The organism is Acidovorax radicis (genome assembly GCF_020510705.1).
GTDB classification, from domain to species: Bacteria; Pseudomonadota; Gammaproteobacteria; order Burkholderiales; family Burkholderiaceae_C; genus Acidovorax; species Acidovorax radicis_A.
The window spans coordinates 1025016-1041169 of the sequence record NZ_CP075184.1 but is presented as its reverse complement, the minus strand read 5'-3'; the positions used below and the strand labels follow the sequence as shown (position 1 = coordinate 1041169).

General features: G+C 60.9%; 11 protein-coding genes. 3 read left to right on the top strand and 8 right to left on the bottom strand.

Translation table 11 applies throughout. The features are described 5' to 3' along the window. Positions 1–9 precede the first annotated feature (9 nt). Positions 10–1509 (top strand): cryptochrome/photolyase family protein, encoded by a 1500-nt coding sequence (locus KI609_RS04620; RefSeq protein WP_226447583.1) that lies wholly within the window; start codon positions 10–12, stop codon positions 1507–1509. Here the strand turns inward: KI609_RS04620 and KI609_RS04615 are convergent. The 7 genes from KI609_RS04615 to KI609_RS04585 all read right to left on the bottom strand — a co-directional run bounded on the left by KI609_RS04615 (position 1500) and on the right by KI609_RS04585 (position 12842). After that, on the bottom strand, positions 1500–2669 hold the full coding sequence (locus tag KI609_RS04615) for a PilT/PilU family type 4a pilus ATPase (protein WP_226450185.1): 1170 nt from the start codon (positions 2667–2669) through the stop codon (positions 1500–1502). The genes KI609_RS04620 and KI609_RS04615 overlap by 10 nt on opposite strands. Positions 2670–2775: 106 nt before the next feature. After that, entirely contained in the window at positions 2776–8946 is a 6171-nt protein-coding gene (locus KI609_RS04610; RefSeq protein ID WP_226447581.1) for an Hpt domain-containing protein, read from the bottom strand. A 47-nt stretch (positions 8947–8993) separates the two neighbouring features. Then, complete coding sequence (locus KI609_RS04605; RefSeq protein ID WP_226447579.1) at positions 8994–11282, bottom strand: methyl-accepting chemotaxis protein; 2289 nt, start codon at positions 11280–11282, stop codon at positions 8994–8996. A 21-nt stretch (positions 11283–11303) separates the two neighbouring features. Next, positions 11304–11831 (bottom strand): chemotaxis protein CheW, encoded by a 528-nt coding sequence (locus KI609_RS04600; protein ID WP_226447577.1) that lies wholly within the window; start codon positions 11829–11831, stop codon positions 11304–11306. A 15-nt stretch (positions 11832–11846) separates the two neighbouring features. Further along, on the bottom strand, positions 11847–12212 hold the full coding sequence (locus KI609_RS04595) for a response regulator (RefSeq protein WP_226447575.1): 366 nt from the start codon (positions 12210–12212) through the stop codon (positions 11847–11849). Further along, positions 12212–12610, bottom strand: a complete 399-nt coding sequence (locus KI609_RS04590) for a response regulator (protein ID WP_005796099.1) — start codon at positions 12608–12610, stop codon at positions 12212–12214. Before KI609_RS04590 ends, KI609_RS04595 begins: the two co-directional genes overlap by 1 nt. 58 nt (positions 12611–12668) lie before the next feature. Next, complete coding sequence (locus tag KI609_RS04585) at positions 12669–12842, bottom strand: rubredoxin (RefSeq protein ID WP_081470105.1); 174 nt, start codon at positions 12840–12842, stop codon at positions 12669–12671. A 94-nt stretch (positions 12843–12936) separates the two neighbouring features. Between KI609_RS04585 and thiD the strand changes: the two genes are divergently transcribed. Next, positions 12937–13908 carry a bifunctional hydroxymethylpyrimidine kinase/phosphomethylpyrimidine kinase gene (gene thiD / locus KI609_RS04580; RefSeq protein WP_226447562.1) on the top strand — a complete coding sequence of 324 codons (972 nt, stop codon included), beginning with the start codon at positions 12937–12939 and terminating at the stop codon, positions 13906–13908. Beyond that, positions 13892–15202, top strand: coding sequence for a glutamate-1-semialdehyde 2,1-aminomutase (gene hemL, locus KI609_RS04575; protein WP_226447560.1), 1311 nt, complete (start codon positions 13892–13894; stop codon positions 15200–15202). Before thiD ends, hemL begins: the two co-directional genes overlap by 17 nt. A gap of 57 nt (positions 15203–15259) precedes the next feature. Here the strand turns inward: hemL and KI609_RS04570 are convergent, their stop codons facing one another. Continuing rightward, the gene (locus tag KI609_RS04570; protein ID WP_226447558.1) at positions 15260–16039 is read right to left on the bottom strand and encodes an IclR family transcriptional regulator C-terminal domain-containing protein; all 780 of its coding nucleotides are present in this window, start codon (positions 16037–16039) and stop codon (positions 15260–15262) included. Between the last annotated feature and the right edge of the window lie 115 nt (positions 16040–16154).

Sequence of the window (16154 nt, the reverse complement as noted above, 5' to 3'; positions counted from 1 at the left end):
ACGGTGAACATGGCCCCGCCCTCCGAGCCTTCTTACCCCAGCGGTCTTGTCTGGTTCCGCCGCGACCTGCGCACGAACGATCAGGCCGCTCTGTACCACGCACTGGCACAGTGCCAGCAGGTGCACTGCGCCTTTGTTTTCGACCTCGATATCCTGGACACCCTGCCCCGGGGCGACCGGCGGGTGGCGTTCATCCGCGAGTCGCTGGTGGAACTGGATGAAACGCTGCGCGCGCTTTCCGGGCATGAACAGGGTGGCCTCATCGTGCTGCACGCGGTGGCCAGCGATGCCATTCCGGCACTGGCCAACACCCTGAGCGTGCAGGCCGTGTTTGCCAATCATGACGACGAGCCCCAGGCCCTGGAACGCGACCGTCGGGTGCGCACACGGCTGGCCGCTGCCGGGAGGGCCTTGCACACCTACAAGGACCACACCATCCTGGAGCGCAGCGAGGTGCTGGCGCAGAGCGGCAAGCCGTACAGCGTGTTCACGCCTTACAAGAACGCCTGGCTCAAGAAGATCGACGCTTTTCAGCTCAAGAGCTATCCCGTGGAGCGCCATGCACACCGCTTGGCGCCGCGCCCACAGCGTCATTGCCAACCCGTACCCACGCTCGTGTCGCTGGGCTTCGAGGCCACGGCCCTGTCGCAGCTCAAACTGCCCACCGGGGCGAGCGGCGCACAGCGGTTGTTCGACGATTTTCTCGGCCGCATCGCGCGCTACGAGGACACGCGCAATTTTCCGGCCGTGAAAGGGCCCAGCTACCTCAGCGTGCACCTGCGTTTTGGCACCATCTCACCACGCCTGCTGGCGCGCACTGCGCACAGGCTCATGCTCGAAGGCAATCCGGGCGCCACCACCTGGCTCAGCGAGCTGATCTGGCGCGACTTCTACTTTCAGATCCTGCACCACCATCCCCACGTGGTGGGCCACAGCTTCAAGCCCGCCTATGACGCGATCGAGTGGGAATCCGGCGCTGAGGCTGATGCCCTGTTTGCAGCCTGGTGCCAGGGACGCACCGGCTATCCGCTGGTGGATGCAGCCATGGCACAAATCAACCAAACGGGCTACATGCACAACCGTCTGCGCATGGTGGCGGCGAGCTTTCTCGTCAAAGACTTGGGTCTTGACTGGCGCCGGGGCGAGGCCTACTTCGCTACGCACCTCAATGACTTCGATCTGGCAGCCAACAATGGTGGCTGGCAATGGGCCAGCTCCAGCGGGTGCGATGCCCAGCCGTACTTCCGCATCTTCAACCCCGTCAGCCAGAGCGAAAAGTTTGACCCGGAGGGCCAATTCATCCGGCGTTACCTGCCGCAATTGGCCGGACTGCCTACCAAGGCGTTACACGCCCCCTGGCTGGCGCGCCCCCTGGAATTGCAGGAGGCAGGGATTCAACTGGGCACCCACTACCCTTTGCCCGTGGTTGAGCACGACGTGGCCCGGCACAAAACGCTGGCGCGGTACGCGGTAGTGAAATCAGCAACGGGCCTGAGCCCTCAGCGGTGAGCGGCCGGTAGCGGCTCATCTGGCCCGGGTTCATCGGCACTCATCTGCATACCTTCGCCCCCCAAGGAGGCACCCGCCGCCAGGCGCAGTCGCAAACGCACATCCGTGCGGTTGTCTGCGTTGGCAATGGCTTCTTCGGGCGAGATGGCGCCTGCCACGACCATGGACAACAGGGACTGGTCAAAGCTGCACATGCCCTGCTCCCCACTGCGGGTGATGGCCGTCTTCAACTCATCGATCTGCCCTTTCTGGATCAGCTCGGCCACGTAAGGCGTGAGCAGCATGATCTCTGTGGCGGGCACCAGCCCGCCAGCCAGCCCTGCGACCAGGCGCTGTGCCACCACAGCGCGCAGGTTGAGGGACAAGTCCATGAGCAGCCGGCGATGGGCATCTTCGGGGAAAAAATTCACAATCCGCTGCACCGCCTGGTTGGCATTGTTGGCATGCAGGGTAGACACGCACAGGTGCCCGGATTCTGCATAGTGCAGCGCATGCTGCATCGTGGCCCGGTCGCGGATCTCGCCGATCATGATCACGTTGGGCGCCTCGCGCATGGCACGGCGCAAGGCCTCGTCGTAGGACAGCGTATCAAGCCCCACCTCGCGCTGCGTGACCAGGGATTTCTTGTGGGCATGCAGGTATTCGATGGGGTCTTCGACCGTCAGAATGTGCCCGCCCGCATGGGTGTTGCGATGGTCCAGCAAAGAGGCCAGTGTGGTGGTCTTGCCCGAGCCCGCCGCGCCAACCGTCAGGACCAGGCCACCCTTGAGAAAAGCCAGCTGCTGGAGAACCGGCGGAAGGCCGAGGCCCTCCAGACTCGGGACCTTTGCAATGACATGGCGAATCACCATGCCCACCTGCCCCCGTTGACGATGCACGTTGACGCGAAAACGCTCACCGTCCGGTGTCTGGAACGAGAGATCGCACTCCATGGTGGTTTCAAACTCTTGCCGCTGTGCGTCCCGCAGGATGGAGTAGGCCATCTGACGAACATCTTCGGCCGACAGCACCTGCTGGGCGATCGGGGCGAAGGCGCCCTGCCGCTTGATGGTGGGCGGGGCCCCCGCCAGAAGGAAAAGATCGGACGCCCGCTCCCGAACCGCGAAGGCCAGGCATGCCAGCAAGCGGGTGTCACCTGGGGGGGAGGCCAAAGGCTCCATCATTGACTCGGACGAGAAAAGGGGCGCGAGCCCGCAGCACCACGCGCAATATGGTGCACACCACAGCCCCGCTGGCGAAAGCAGGGTCTGTGGGAGCAGCGCATGGTCAGGCCTCTGCGGCCGCCGCGATACGGGCGTAGTGCTGGATCAGGCTCAGCAACTCTTCGTCCGAATAGGGCTTGCCCAGATAGTGGTTGACGCCCAATTCCATCGCATGCTCGCGGTGCTTTTCAGCGATCCGCGAGGTGATCATGATGATGGGCAGATCGCGCAGGGCGCCATCTGCACGGATATTGCGCGCCAGATCGAAACCGTCCATACGGGGCATTTCGATGTCGGAGAGCACCACGGTCGGGCGCTCTTCCTGCAGGCGTTCCAGAGCCTGCAAACCGTCTGCCGCAAGCGCCACGCGATAACCTTCACGCTGCAGGAGCCGCTGCGTCACGCGGCGTACCGTGATCGAGTCATCCACCACCAGAACTAGCGGCACCTGGCTTGGCCCCGCCAATTGAGGGGATACCAGCGATTTTCCGGTGCCAACCACCTCTTGCCCATCGCGCTGCGGCGCCATGTTTGCGCCCAGGGCGCGTACTTGGTCGCCATACACCGTAGCCAAAGCCACCGGGTTGTAAATGAGCACCACGGCACCCGACGCCAGCACCGACATTCCGGCCAGGCCAGGCAAGCGGGACAGTTGGGGCCCGAGGTTCTTCACCACCACTTCCTGGTTACCCAAGACTTCGTCCACGTGCAGCGCGATGCGCTGGGCCGCACTGCGGAAAATCACCACCGGGCGGGTCTTGCCAGCGGGCTCGTTACTGCGCACGGAGGCCTGCAGCAATGCGCCCGACCAGAAGAACGGCAGTTTTTCCATGCCGTCATCGAAGAACCCTGTGCGGTACGCTTCTTCCAGATCGGAGGCCGACGTGCGCCGCACAATCTCCACCACGTTGGCAGGTACACCAATGGCCAGATCGCCCGCACGCAGCATCACCACCTGCGTGACGGCCGTGGTCAGAGGCAAGACCATGCGGAACGCGGCACCTTTGCCCGCTTCGGTGGAGGTTTCAATGCGTCCGCCCAAGGCATTGATTTCCGCACGCACAACGTCCATGCCGATACCGCGACCGGAAAGACCGGTAATTTCGGATGCGGTAGAAAAACCGGGCATGAAAATCAGATTGGCAGCATCTGTGTCGCTGAGCTCTGCATCCGAGGCCACGATACCTTGCGCGAGTGCTTTTTCACGAATGCGCGGCAAGTTCAATCCTGCACCATCGTCCCGGAACTCCACCGATACGTCGTTGCCTTCGTGCTTCAAGTCCACCGTGATGGTGCCCGATGCGGGCTTGCCTGCGGCAATGCGCAACTGGGGTTCTTCGATGCCATGGGCCACGCAATTGCGCAGCAGATGTTCAAACGCAGGCGTCATGCGATCCAGCACACCCCGGTCCATTTCAATGGAACCTCCGGTGATGTCCAGCTTGATCTGTTTGCCGGTTTCCTTTGATGCCTGGCGCACCACCGCATACAGACGCTCGGAGATGCCTTCGAACTCCACCATGCGGGTGCGCAACAGATCGCGCTGCAACTCCCGCGCCTGGCGCCCCTGGGCAATCAAGTCGTCTTCCGCGCCTTCCATGGCACGCTGCAGATTGCGCTGCACGGTGGCCACGTCGTTCACCGACTCGGCCATCATGCGCGTAAGTTCCTGCACGCGGGTAAAGCGGTCGAACTCCAATGGATCAAACCCAGCCGCTGAGTCTTTCGACAGTGCGAGTCTCGATTGCATTTGCGACTCAGCCTGCACCTCGATGTCTCGGAGCTGCTGGCGCAAGCGGTCAAGGTTGCCAGAAAGATCGGACAACGACGTACGGAACTGCCCCATGCGCGCATCCAGTCGCGAACGGCTGATCATCACCTCGCCAGCCTGGTTCACCAAGCGGTCGAGCATCTGTGCACGAACGCGCACCGACTGGTTGGCAGCCGCACGCAACGGAGCCAACTGGGACGGTCCAGGCAGTCTCACTGCGGGCGCCGCAGATGCAGCAGATGCAGCAGTCGTTGGCACCGCAGCATTGGCCTCGGTGGCTGGCAATCCAGTCACCGCGGCAGGCGCTTCAGAACCAGGGCGAGAAGCATGCACCGGCAGTGGTGTGACCGTATCCGCGGCGCCCTGGCCAATGGTTCGCAGCGCCTCGAAGTTGGCCTGCAGGCTGTCAAAGCTACCCTGCAGGGGTTCCACCTGATCGGACGTAACGGTGTCGACGTCGATCTGTTCGATGGCCGACTCCAACCTGTGTGCCATTTCACCCAAACGCATGGCACCCGCCAAACGCGAACTGCCCTTGAGCGTGTGCAATGCACGAAGCACCTCACTACGGGCACCCAGGTTATCTGGACGAGCAGCCCACTGACGCAACGCACCACCGAGTTGTGGCAACAACTCGGCTGCTTCTTCCTCGAAAATCGGAAAAAGATCGGGATCAATAACGTCAATCGCATCAATGTCATCGTCCGCGTCCGGACTCATGGCAATTGCGCGAGCGATGGCATCATCGATATGCTGATCGTGCTCTTGCAGCACCGAGGACAGCGCCGGGGCAACATGCCCCGTTGGCGCCACCATGGGGGCCGCTGGCTCAGGTGTTGCAACTTCAGGTGTTGCAACTGTTTGCGGGGCAAAACCGCCGACCGACTCCGCCCCGGCTTCGTCCACAAACGCTTGCAGGTCTTCTTCTGGCGGAGACAGGGTATTGGCAACCTCTGCTTCCAGAATTTGGCGCAGCTGATCCAAGACTTCAGGGCTTGGATCCTTCAGGAAACCTGCTGCAAACTGGTGCAACAATCGACGGATGTCCTCTGCCGCAGCCATAAAGGCCTGCGCTTGCTCCTGCGTTCCACCGGATTGCAGCTGCACATGCTGAAGAGCATGCTCAAGCACCCGCGCCAGATCGGACAATGCCGTAAAACCGACGGTTGCAGAGCTACCGGCCAGCGAATGCGAAAGTGCAACGGCGTTGTCAGGCAGGTGCTCATGCAGTTCCAGCGACCATTCCTGGAGACACGTTACCAAGCGACGCGACCACTCATCGGCCTCGTTCAGATAAACGTTGTAAAGAGGAATGCCGATACGCAGCGTATCGATCACCTTGACGGCTTCGTCGTTGGTGATTTCGTCTTGTGACAGCAGCTCCGACAATTCAGCAGTCTCTGCAGTTACCGGTTCAGGCGCAAGATCGGCTGCGGTAACCGATGCCAGGGCATCCGACCCCAGCGGCTCTGGCTCCAGCAAGCTCTCCAACTCTGCCGTGCTGAAAGACTCTAGGTCGAGCAATGGTGCCGTATCTTGGGGAGCTGCCTTGTCCAGCAATACAGACAAGTCTTCTGACGGAGTGGCCAGCGGTTGGGCTTCGGCCTGTGGCTCAAGGTCCGGGAGCTCCAGATCAAGCACAAAATCTGCGCTGGACGTATCGAGTGCCGCTGGCTCGCCGGGAGCGTCCATCAATGCGCTCTCAAAAACCGAAAAGTCGATTTCTTCAGCCACTGCAGGCTCGGATACATCACCGGTCGCGTCCGGAACATGGTCCGACATTTCGGTCGTCTGAAAGTCGACAACGGCCGGCTCATCCTCCACCACGGCCGGAATCGCTTCCACAGCGGATTCTGGAATCGTTGGCAGCGCTTCTTGAACTGCATCGGCCGCATTCACGCCGCTGCCAGCAGCAGCCGTCATAGAGGCACCAGGTTCCACAGCCAGTGCGAGAGGGACGAACGTTCCGTCAACCCGCATCGCATCTGCCGATTTACGGAAAGCCTCTGGCGCCCAGCCAGACACATCGCCCCGTGCGATTCCATCGGCCCAGCGAGCAAACGCATGGAGGGCATCCGACGACAACTGCAGCAGCTCGGGCTGCATGGGTTTTTGCTCAGCGAGCCAAACATTCAGCATCTGCTCCATAGACCAGGCGGCTTCGCCAAAGTCATTGAGCCCCACCATGCGCGAACTTCCCTTGAGGGTGTGAAACGCCCGACGCAGCGTTGTCTGCTCGCTCAGGTTGCCGGGCTCGTCCTTGAGCAGCGCGATCGCAGCCAACCCATTGCCCACCACTTCCCGAGCCTCTTCGAGGAAGACCTCCAGCAATTCATCTTCCACCTCAGGCTCGTCTGCGGGAGACGCAGCCGAAGCTGAGCCCGTTGAGACAGGCCCTGCCACGGCTTGCGCCAACGCAGGTACTTCTGGCGGTGCAGGTACTTCTTGCGGCGCGGGTACTTCTTGCGGCGCGGGTACATCGAAGCTGATCTCGGGAGCCAACGCTGCAGGCTCAACCGATGCAGGCGCCCCGATGGTAGGTGCCGGTTCGAAATCCGGGAAGGGCGCGAAGTCTGTGGGCTCGCTGGCTGGTTCTCGCACAGGAAAACGCGGCAACACGTCAGGAACCGGTGTGGCAGAGCGGGCCTCCAGCTTGGACGTTGCCTCTTCACTCGCATCCGATGCACGCGCACGGGTTTTACCCATGAGTATCCGCAGTTCTCCCAGCTCTTCGTCATAGACAAAAAGCTTGCGCGCCATCGTGCGTTGATAGCTCAGCATATCGATCAGGAAGCCGAGAGCACCCAGACTGTTGCCGAGCTTCTCAAAAACACCTTGGCGTTCGTCTTCGGGAATCTCGTTGATCAACAGGCGCTCTACCGTGTCGCGCATGCGGACCACCGCGAGCGACGCCTGATCCAGCCCAAGCACCGACAAGACACCGCGCATTTGCGCCAAGTGCCCCGGCACGGCCGCCAGGACTGTGGTGTCGGTATTGCGGAAAAACTGGTCCAGCGCTTTTTCCGCTTCACCCAACGTGATGCGCAGTTCATCTACCACGCTTCCCATGGTCTGGTTGTCGCTGACCCTGCGGTACAGCTCTTCCATCCATTGCTCCAGTGGCTCAGGCTCGGCACCGGCGCCTACAGCATCCAGCCGCTCGGCGAGACGGGTTGCGCGGGTCTCCATCTGGTCATCGGCAGCATCCAGCTCTTCAAAGGCCGCCTGGAGATAAAGCACCGATGTAGCAACCTCCATCGCCAGGGCCGCAGATGGCGGCTCTCCTGAGCGGGTAGTCGATTCAACGGCGCGCGTCAGCGCTAGCGCAAGATTCTCGCTGCCAGGGTGGAGCTTGCGCAGCGAATCACAGACCAGACTGAACTGGTCTGCTGCGGGCTTGAGCTTGTTGCGATCACCACCTGCCAATGCAGACCAAGTCTCCGTTGCGGAGGCAATCCGCTTACGGGCCTGCGTCAACACGGCCGGGTCAAAACGCCCGAACCGGGCGGTTTCATAGTCAACGGGCTTGAAGCGGTCCAGCGAAAATGCTTGCCTCACCGCACGAAGCGACGGTGCGGCGTCGTCGGGCAGGTCAGCGATGCGGGCCTGCGAACAGAAGAACAGAAGGTCCTGAACGAGTCGATCCACGATGGTTGGATCGCCTTTGGCGAGCGTTGCGTATTGCATGAGCACACGCGACGCCACACGCTTGACGTACACGTCGGGGGGCAGCAATCCCTTGCCGAAGGCTTCGAAAAAGCCCGCGCAGATTTTCCAGAAGGCCCGCGATTGACGATCCGTCTGTGCCGCGACGAAGCCCAGGCATGTATCCCGCAAGCTCAACGAAGCCTTGAGATCCCCCGACTTCACGATGCGCAATACGGCCGAATCCAGGCGTGCGCGAGCCTCCGCACCATAGGGCAACGGCGGCGCGGCAACTGCTCCTTCTGGTTCCCGGAAGCGTCGCTCCACAGGCCAGAGGTCTGCGGGGTGCACACGGTCTGCACCTGCCAACGCCTGCGCGTCTCGATACTGGGGGAACAAAGCCACGGGCGAGACGGATTTACCCGCCAGCACGGTTTCAAGGTATTCGATCAGGGCAAAACTCGCACGCTCAATCACCGCAGCAGCATCGTCGCTGCACGTTTCAGGGCGTTGAACGAATCTCTGTACTGCAGACTCCATAGAGCGCAGCAGCAAGGCAGGGGGCCCCATTCCCACCATCTCCAGAGCACCGCAGGCCTGATGCAACTGCTGGCGCGCAATGCGCAACGAGCCGGCATCTAGCGCTGCCAGATCGGACTCGCGCGCAGCTTCGGCATCGCGCACAAATCGGCGCATGGCCTTGACAGCGCCGTCGAGTGACTTGCGAAGTTCGTCAAGCACCCAAGCCAAAGGACCCAGGTCTTGATCTCCCTGGGCCCCGTCTGTGGCCGGTGCATTGTTGACATCAATAGATGACATGGATTCGTCCCCGGCCGCTATGAGCCAGCTGGTTGATGACTAATGCGTCAGGCAATTTTGAATCGAGCCACCGATTGCCGCAGTTCTTCAGCCATGTGCGAAAGCTCGCGCACTTGCTGCGCGGTGGTACGAGTACCCTCACCCGTTTGTTCAGTCACCGCAAAAATGTGCTGGATGTTGTCAGCCACTTCGTTGGCAAGAACGGCTTCGCGTGACGTCGAAGACGAGATTTGCTCAATCAGTTCCGCAAGACGGCGCGACACACGGTCAATTTCCGTCAGTGCCGTACCTGCGCTATCCGAGAGGCGCGCCCCTTCGACCACACCCTGCGTGGAGCGCTCCATAGCGGCCACAGCGTCTTGGGTATCGGTCTGAATGGCTTTCACCAGCGCAGAAATCTGGCGCGTTGCATCGGCAGAACGTTCAGCCAGACGCTGCACTTCTTCCGCCACCACCGAGAAACCGCGGCCTGCTTCGCCAGCAGAGGCGGCTTGGATGGCGGCATTCAGAGCCAGTACGTTCGTCTGCTCGGTAATGTCAGAAATCAGCTCAGTGATTTCGCCAATCTCTTGGGACGATTCACCCAGGCGCTTGATCCGCTTGGACGTATCCTGGATCTGGTCACGAATCGAGTTCATACCCCCGATGGCGTTCTGCACAGCCTGGAGACCAGAGTCGGCAGCTTGCAGCGATTGACGGGCCACCGTAGCGGACTCTTGCGCTTGCGTGGACACGTCGTTGATTCGGGTGGCCATGTCAAGAACGGAGCGGCCCGTTTCACGAATCTCGCGCAGCTGTTCGGTGGATGCGGCCAGCAGCTCGGTGGACGTGCTGTCTACCTGCGCAGTCGTTTGCGCCACGCGGGTTGCCGTGTTCTGCACGCTACCCACCAGCTGACGCAACTCTTCCACGGTGTAGTTCACCGAGTCAGCGATAGCGCCAGTGATGTCTTCCGTCACCGTGGCTTCTTGCGTCAAGTCACCTTCAGCCACCGACTGCAGTTCGTTCATCAAACGCAAAATGGCCGCCTGATTCGCGTCGTTGACGCGCTTGGCTTCTTGCTCCTGGCGCTTTGCATCTTTTTGTTGCGTTTCGGCTGCACTCTGACGACCCCGGCTATCCAGCAGTTGAACGCGCGAAATACCGAATCCGCACAGCAGCAAAAACAGACCCGACAAGGCCAGGGCCGCGAGCTGACCCACGCCTAGACCGGTTTGGGTGGACAACTTCGTTTGAAGTTCTTCCATCTGACGACGCAGCGGCTCGCTGTCGGCAATGATGGCGGACTGCGCTTCGCGCGCCGAAACCAGGCCTTGCAGATTGCCCAGAATGGCGCTGGCTTGGGTACGGGTCTGTTCGTAGAGCTTGAGCAAGGCATCAAGCTGCTCACGGGTTTGCACATCCTTGGTGGCGGTAAGACGCAGCTCTGGGCTGCCATCCAGCAAACCTTGTGCAATTTCCTTGAAAGAGTTCAAGTCCTTGCCCAACAGAAACACAGCCTCAGGGCTCACGCCTTCCATGGTCTGGAATTCGTTGGCCGATTTACCGATACGCTGGGTCAACATCACCAACTGGCCCGCAGCTGAGATTTCAGCGGCCGGCGCATTTTGCTGCAGCTTGAGCGACGAGACAGTTTCTGCGATTTCCAGCAAATCAGACGACTGGCGATTGATGGTGCGCAGAGCATCACCCACCTGCGTCAGAATTTTTTGCTGACCCATCACCACGCCAGCATTGCGCTCTGCGCGCTCCATCAACGGGTTGATTGCATCCAGATCCGACTTGAACGATTCGCCCAAAGATTGAACGCGGAGTTCTCCATCACCCGCATTGAGTGCGCGCACGTTGCGCGCCAACACGCCCGAACTCTCCACCACGTCGGGAAAGGCCTGGGGGCTACCCACCAGAGCCTGGGAAACGGACTTGGCCAGACGCTGGGACTGCATCAGCGATTGACCGGTAGCAGCCAGTTGCTGCGCGGAGCGATCCGCCTGCTGCAGCACCCAATAAACGACACCAGCCAACACCAACGCACCCACGGCCAAAAGTGCCAACAACCGGCGTTGATGACCCGCTGCTGTCGAGCTGCCCAACAGAGGCAAAGAAATCAGATCCTCATCCCCGTCTGACGAGGATGTCTCAGGGGTGTAACCATCCGGATCACCCTGAACGCTGTTCATTGCATCAGTTTGGTAAGAGTCACGCAACGGCGAACCGTCCAGCGCGCCGGTTGCTAGGACATCGTGCCCGTCGCCAGCCGCGCCCGTGGCCACACCGGCATCGCCGCCATCGGGCTTCCGGTTGAACATTTTTCCAAATTGATTGACGACAGACATGGTGCAGCCTTACAGAAGAACTCAAGCACTGATGCTTAGAAAAGCGGGATGTTGGGACAGGATCTGCAAGTTCAGTTCCTGCCAGCGCGCGCCGCTGGAATCGATATAGGTGGTGCCAAAAAAAGCAGGCGAATCCTCGGCAGGGCGTTCGGACGAAACAAACGCATCGGTCCCACGCAGCCCGGCAAGGCGATCCACTAGCAGCGCCGCATTGACATCCAATGCGGCGTTGAAGGCCAATAAACTGGCTTCTTGCAAGGCTTGGTCAGTGCGCGGCGCCACCACGCCCATCAACCCGGCGAGATCAACCACACCCACCAAACCGCCACGCAGATTGGCAACTCCGAGAAACCAGCTATGCGTATACGGAACGGCCTGCACCGAGCCCCAGGGGAAGATCTCCCCTGACTGGCCCAGTGGCAACAAATAAAAACTCCCAGCGGACTCGACAGCCAGCCAGGATGAAACAGACGCACCTTCGGTTCTTGCCGCCTGAAGGCGGCTAGCAAGCCGTGTTTGGAGGTCTCGAAGGGCTTCGCGGTTGGCCATGAGCGCGCCGCGGCCTCAGTTCAAAGCGTCAATTTTGGCCTGCAACTCGGCAGGATCAACCGGCTTGGTGATATAGCCGCGAGCGCCCTGGCGCATACCCCAAACACGATCCGTTTCCTGGTTCTTGCTAGTGCACATGATGATGGGCACGTCGGCATACAGAGGATCACGGGAAATGGCGCGCGTGAGCTGGAAGCCATTTTGGCCGGGCATTACCACGTCCATCAAAATCAGATCCGGCTTTTCTTCCGCCAAACGGCGAAAAGCCTCATCGGCATTTTCTGCGGTGCGGACCTGCATGCCTTTTTTCTGAAGCAGGTCGGTCAAAAACATCAACTCGGTCTTCGAGTCGTCGACGACCAGTACTTTCTGAATGGGCATTACATAGCTCCTTGTTGGGAATTGCCAAACTGTTGAACGGCTTGCAACAGTTGGTCTTTGGTAAACGGCTTGGTGAGATATTCCTGGCATCCGACCATGCGCCCACGCGCTTTGTCGAAAACGCCATCTTTGGAGGACAGCATAACCACCGGAGTATCTGCAAAACGGGCATTGCGCTTGATGATGGCGCAGGTTTGGTACCCATCGAGCTTGGGCATGAGGATGTCGCAAAAAATCAGCTGAGGCTGGTAATCATTGACTTTGGCCAAAGCGTCAAAGCCGTCGTCGGCCAACAAGACTTCGTGCCCCCCCTGCTTGAGAAAAATCTCGGCGCTTCGACGGATGGTATTGCTGTCATCCACCACGAGCACTTTGAAAGATGCGCCTGTTGTAGTCAATTGTCACTGCTCCCGATGGAGAAAATAAACAACGCTTCAGCAACAATGCTGAAGCGTCTCAAATCTGGACCATCTCGAAATCTTCCTTGCGGGCGCCACATTCAGGACAGGTCCAATTCATTGGTACTTGATCCCATGGTGTGTTGGGTGCTATGCCGTGCTCAGGTGAACCTTGGGCCTCGTCATAAATCCAACCGCAAATCAAACACATCCAAGTTTTAGAGTCCGTCACAGCTTAAAGGGCCTTCACATAGAATGCAACGATTGTATCTAGTCATCTCAGCCGCCTGCAGCTTCTGTGCCACCCTTCAAGCAGGATCTGGTCCATGACCAACAAAGCCCCGACAACTCCGCGCCCCTCTTCAGAGCCCATTGATATTGACAACGACGGCGCGGAGGATGCAAGCCCGGCGTGTGTGCTGATCTTCAATGCCAGCGACCCCAGTGGCGCGGGCGGATTGACCGCTGACATCACCACGGTGGCCTCGGTAGGCGGGCACCCTCTTGCGATCGTCACCGGGGCGTATGCCCGTGATACCGCTGAGATTTTTGACCATTTCTGCCTTGATGATGAAGCCGTCGCCGAACAGGCCCGGGCCGTGCTGGAAGATCTGCCGGTGCAGGCCATCAAGATTGGTTTTGTGGGCAGCCCAGAGACCATCAGCACCATCGCAGAGATCACCACCGACTACGACGAAGTCCCCGTGATCGCCTACATGCCGAACCTGTCCTGGTGGCGCGAGGAGCTGATCGACGAGTATCTGGACGCCTTTCGGGAATTGTTGTTACCGCAGACCTCAGTGTTGGTTGGAAACCACAGCACCCTGTGGCGCTGGCTGCTTCCGGACTGGACTGGCGATCGCAGCCCCACCGCCCGTGACATTGCGAGGGCGGCTTCAGAAGTGGGTGTGCCCTACACGCTGGTCACAGGCATCCCCCTGCCGGAGCAGTTTGTCGAAAACGTCCTGGCATCGCCGCAAACCATTCTGGGCAGCGGCAAGTTCGAGCTGTTCGATGCCACGTTCTCTGGCGCGGGCGACACCTTGTCGGCGGCGCTGACCGCACTTGTGGCCAGTGGTAACGACCTGGGCGAAGCCACCAGCGAAGCCCTTGGTTATCTCGACCGGTGCCTGGATGCCGGTTTTCGACCCGGCATGGGGCATATCGTGCCCGACCGCATGTTCTGGGCCCAACCTGACGACGACGAAGACGCTGACGGCGCCGATGACGAATCCCCCATTGATGAGGCACAGGCCCTTGAAGGCTTCGTGATGCCACCCCATGACACCAAACACTGATCTCAATATTGCATTGTTCGAGCGCGCCAAGGCGCTGATTCCTGGTGGCGTGAATTCGCCCGTGCGGGCCTTCAAGGCCGTGGGCGGCACGCCCCGCTTTGTGAAGCGCGCACAAGGCGCCTACTTCTGGGACGCCAACGACCAGCGCTTCATCGACTACATCGGCTCCTGGGGCCCCATGATCCTGGGCCACGGCCACCCGGCCGTGCTCGACGCCGTGCAGAAGGCCGCACTCGAAGGCTTCAGCTTCGGCGCGCCCACCGAGCGCGAAGTGGAGCTGGCCGAAGAAATTCTCAGCCTCGTGCCATCGATGGAGATGATCCGCCTCGTCAGCTCGGGCACCGAGGCGGGCATGAGCGCCATCCGCCTGGCCCGTGGCGCCACGGGCCGCAGCAAGTTCATCAAGTTCGAGGGCTGCTACCACGGCCATGCCGATTCGCTGCTGGTCAAGGCCGGCTCGGGCCTGGCCACGTTTGGCAACGCCACCAGCGCAGGCGTGCCGCCCGAGGTGGTGCAGCACACGCTGGTACTGGAATACAACAACGTCGCCCAGCTCGAAGAAGCCTTCGCCCTGCACGGCAAGGAACTGGCCTGCGTGATGATCGAGCCCATCGCCGGCAACATGAACCTGGTGCGCGCCAGCGTGCCCTTCATGCGCCGTTGCCGCGAGCTGTGCACCGAATACGGCGCGCTGCTGGTGCTCGACGAGGTGATGACCGGCTTCCGCGTGGCCCTGGGCAGCGCGCAAAGCGTGTATGCCAAGAGCATCCCCGGCTTCAAGCCTGACATCACGGTGCTGGGCAAAGTGATCGGTGGCGGCATGCCGCTGGCGGCCTTTGGGGGACCGCGCGCCATCATGGAACACCTGGCGCCACTGGGCGCCGTGTACCAGGCGGGAACGCTGTCGGGCAACCCCGTAGCCACTGCCTGCGGGCTGGCCACGCTGCGCGAGATCAAGAAGCCTGGTTTCTTTGACGCGCTTTCGGCCACCACCCGCTCACTGGTCGATGGCCTGGCTGCCGCAGCCGCGGCTGAAGGCGTGCCTTTCAGCGCCGACTGCGAGGGGGGCATGTTTGGCTTCTTCCTGCTACCCGAGCTGCCGCAGAACTATGCCCAGGTGCTCAAGACTGACAGCGGGCGTTTCAACCAACTGTTCCACGGCCTGCTTGATCGCGGCGTCTATATCGCGCCCGCGTTGTACGAGGCGGGTTTTGTGAGCGCCGCACACACGGTCCAAGACATTGCTGAGACGGTTGCAGTGGCACGCGACGTCTTCAAGACAATTCAAAAATGATAGCTGCTTGCGCTTATACATCAAGCGCTAGCGGCCATTTTTAGTACAAATCGGCGATTACAAGAGCCCGCGCAGCTCACGCGCGGCCTCCTGCAGCAGCGGCAACAGATCGCGTTGCAGAGTCCCCTCATCGACCTGTTTGGGCGAAGCCACCACATTCAATGCCGCCATCGTGTGGCCCTGCAGGTTGCGCAGGGGCACGGCCAGCGCATGGACGCCCAGCTCGTGTTCTTGCACCGCCAGGCAGTAATCGTCGCGGCGCACTTTGGTAATCGCCTGCCGCAGCGGGCCCACCTGCGTGATGGTGTGTGGCGTAAGGCGCTGCAGCGCGCACCGCTTGAGCCATGCGGTCAGCTCAGCCGGTGGCAGGGCCGCCAACAACACCCTGCCGGTCGACGTGGGATGCGCGGGCAAGCGCGCGCCCAGGTGCAGCCCATAGGCCAGCACCCGCGAGGGCGCACCATACACACCACTGCGCGCCACGATGACCACCTCACTGCCATCGAGCACCACGGCGGAGAAAGACTGTTGCGACTGTGCGGCCAGCCGGTTGAGCGTGGGCTGCAGCACACGGGGCAACCGCGCCGACGCCAGATAGCTGCCCGAGAACCGTAGCACCTTGGCCGCCAGCCAGAAATAGCTTCCATCCGTCTCCAGATACCCCAGATGCGCCAGCGTGAGCAGATGCCGCCGCGCAGCCGCACGCGTGAGCCCGGTGCGCTGCGCGGCCAGCGTGGCGTTGAGCCGCTGGCGCTCGGTATCGAAACTTTCGAGCACTGCCATGCCCTTGGCCATGCCCTCGATGAAATCTGCTTTGGCGATCGGCGTTGCAGCCATGGTGTCCTGGCAGTTATTTTTGAATGCGCGATGATCGCACAAAGAATCTGATCACCGCGCCATATCGCCAGCGCGCAGCACACCATTGACCCAAATCAACCTACGCTCCACCGCA

What these genes read in the sequence shown, in the direction of transcription:
- KI609_RS04620 (WP_226447583.1), top strand. Translation starts at nt 10, where the DNA reads ATGGCCCCGCCCTCCGAGCCTTCTTACCCCAGCGGTCTTGTCTGGTTC.
- KI609_RS04615 (WP_226450185.1), bottom strand. Translation starts at nt 2,669, where the DNA reads ATGGAGCCTTTGGCCTCCCCCCCAGGTGACACCCGCTTGCTGGCATGC.
- KI609_RS04610 (WP_226447581.1), bottom strand. Translation starts at nt 8,946, where the DNA reads ATGTCATCTATTGATGTCAACAATGCACCGGCCACAGACGGGGCCCAG.
- KI609_RS04605 (WP_226447579.1), bottom strand. Translation starts at nt 11,282, where the DNA reads ATGTCTGTCGTCAATCAATTTGGAAAAATGTTCAACCGGAAGCCCGAT.
- KI609_RS04600 (WP_226447577.1), bottom strand. Translation starts at nt 11,831, where the DNA reads ATGGCCAACCGCGAAGCCCTTCGAGACCTCCAAACACGGCTTGCTAGC.
- KI609_RS04595 (WP_226447575.1), bottom strand. Translation starts at nt 12,212, where the DNA reads ATGCCCATTCAGAAAGTACTGGTCGTCGACGACTCGAAGACCGAGTTG.
- thiD (WP_226447562.1), top strand. Translation starts at nt 12,937, where the DNA reads ATGACCAACAAAGCCCCGACAACTCCGCGCCCCTCTTCAGAGCCCATT.
- hemL (WP_226447560.1), top strand. Translation starts at nt 13,892, where the DNA reads ATGACACCAAACACTGATCTCAATATTGCATTGTTCGAGCGCGCCAAG.
- KI609_RS04570 (WP_226447558.1), bottom strand. Translation starts at nt 16,039, where the DNA reads ATGGCTGCAACGCCGATCGCCAAAGCAGATTTCATCGAGGGCATGGCC.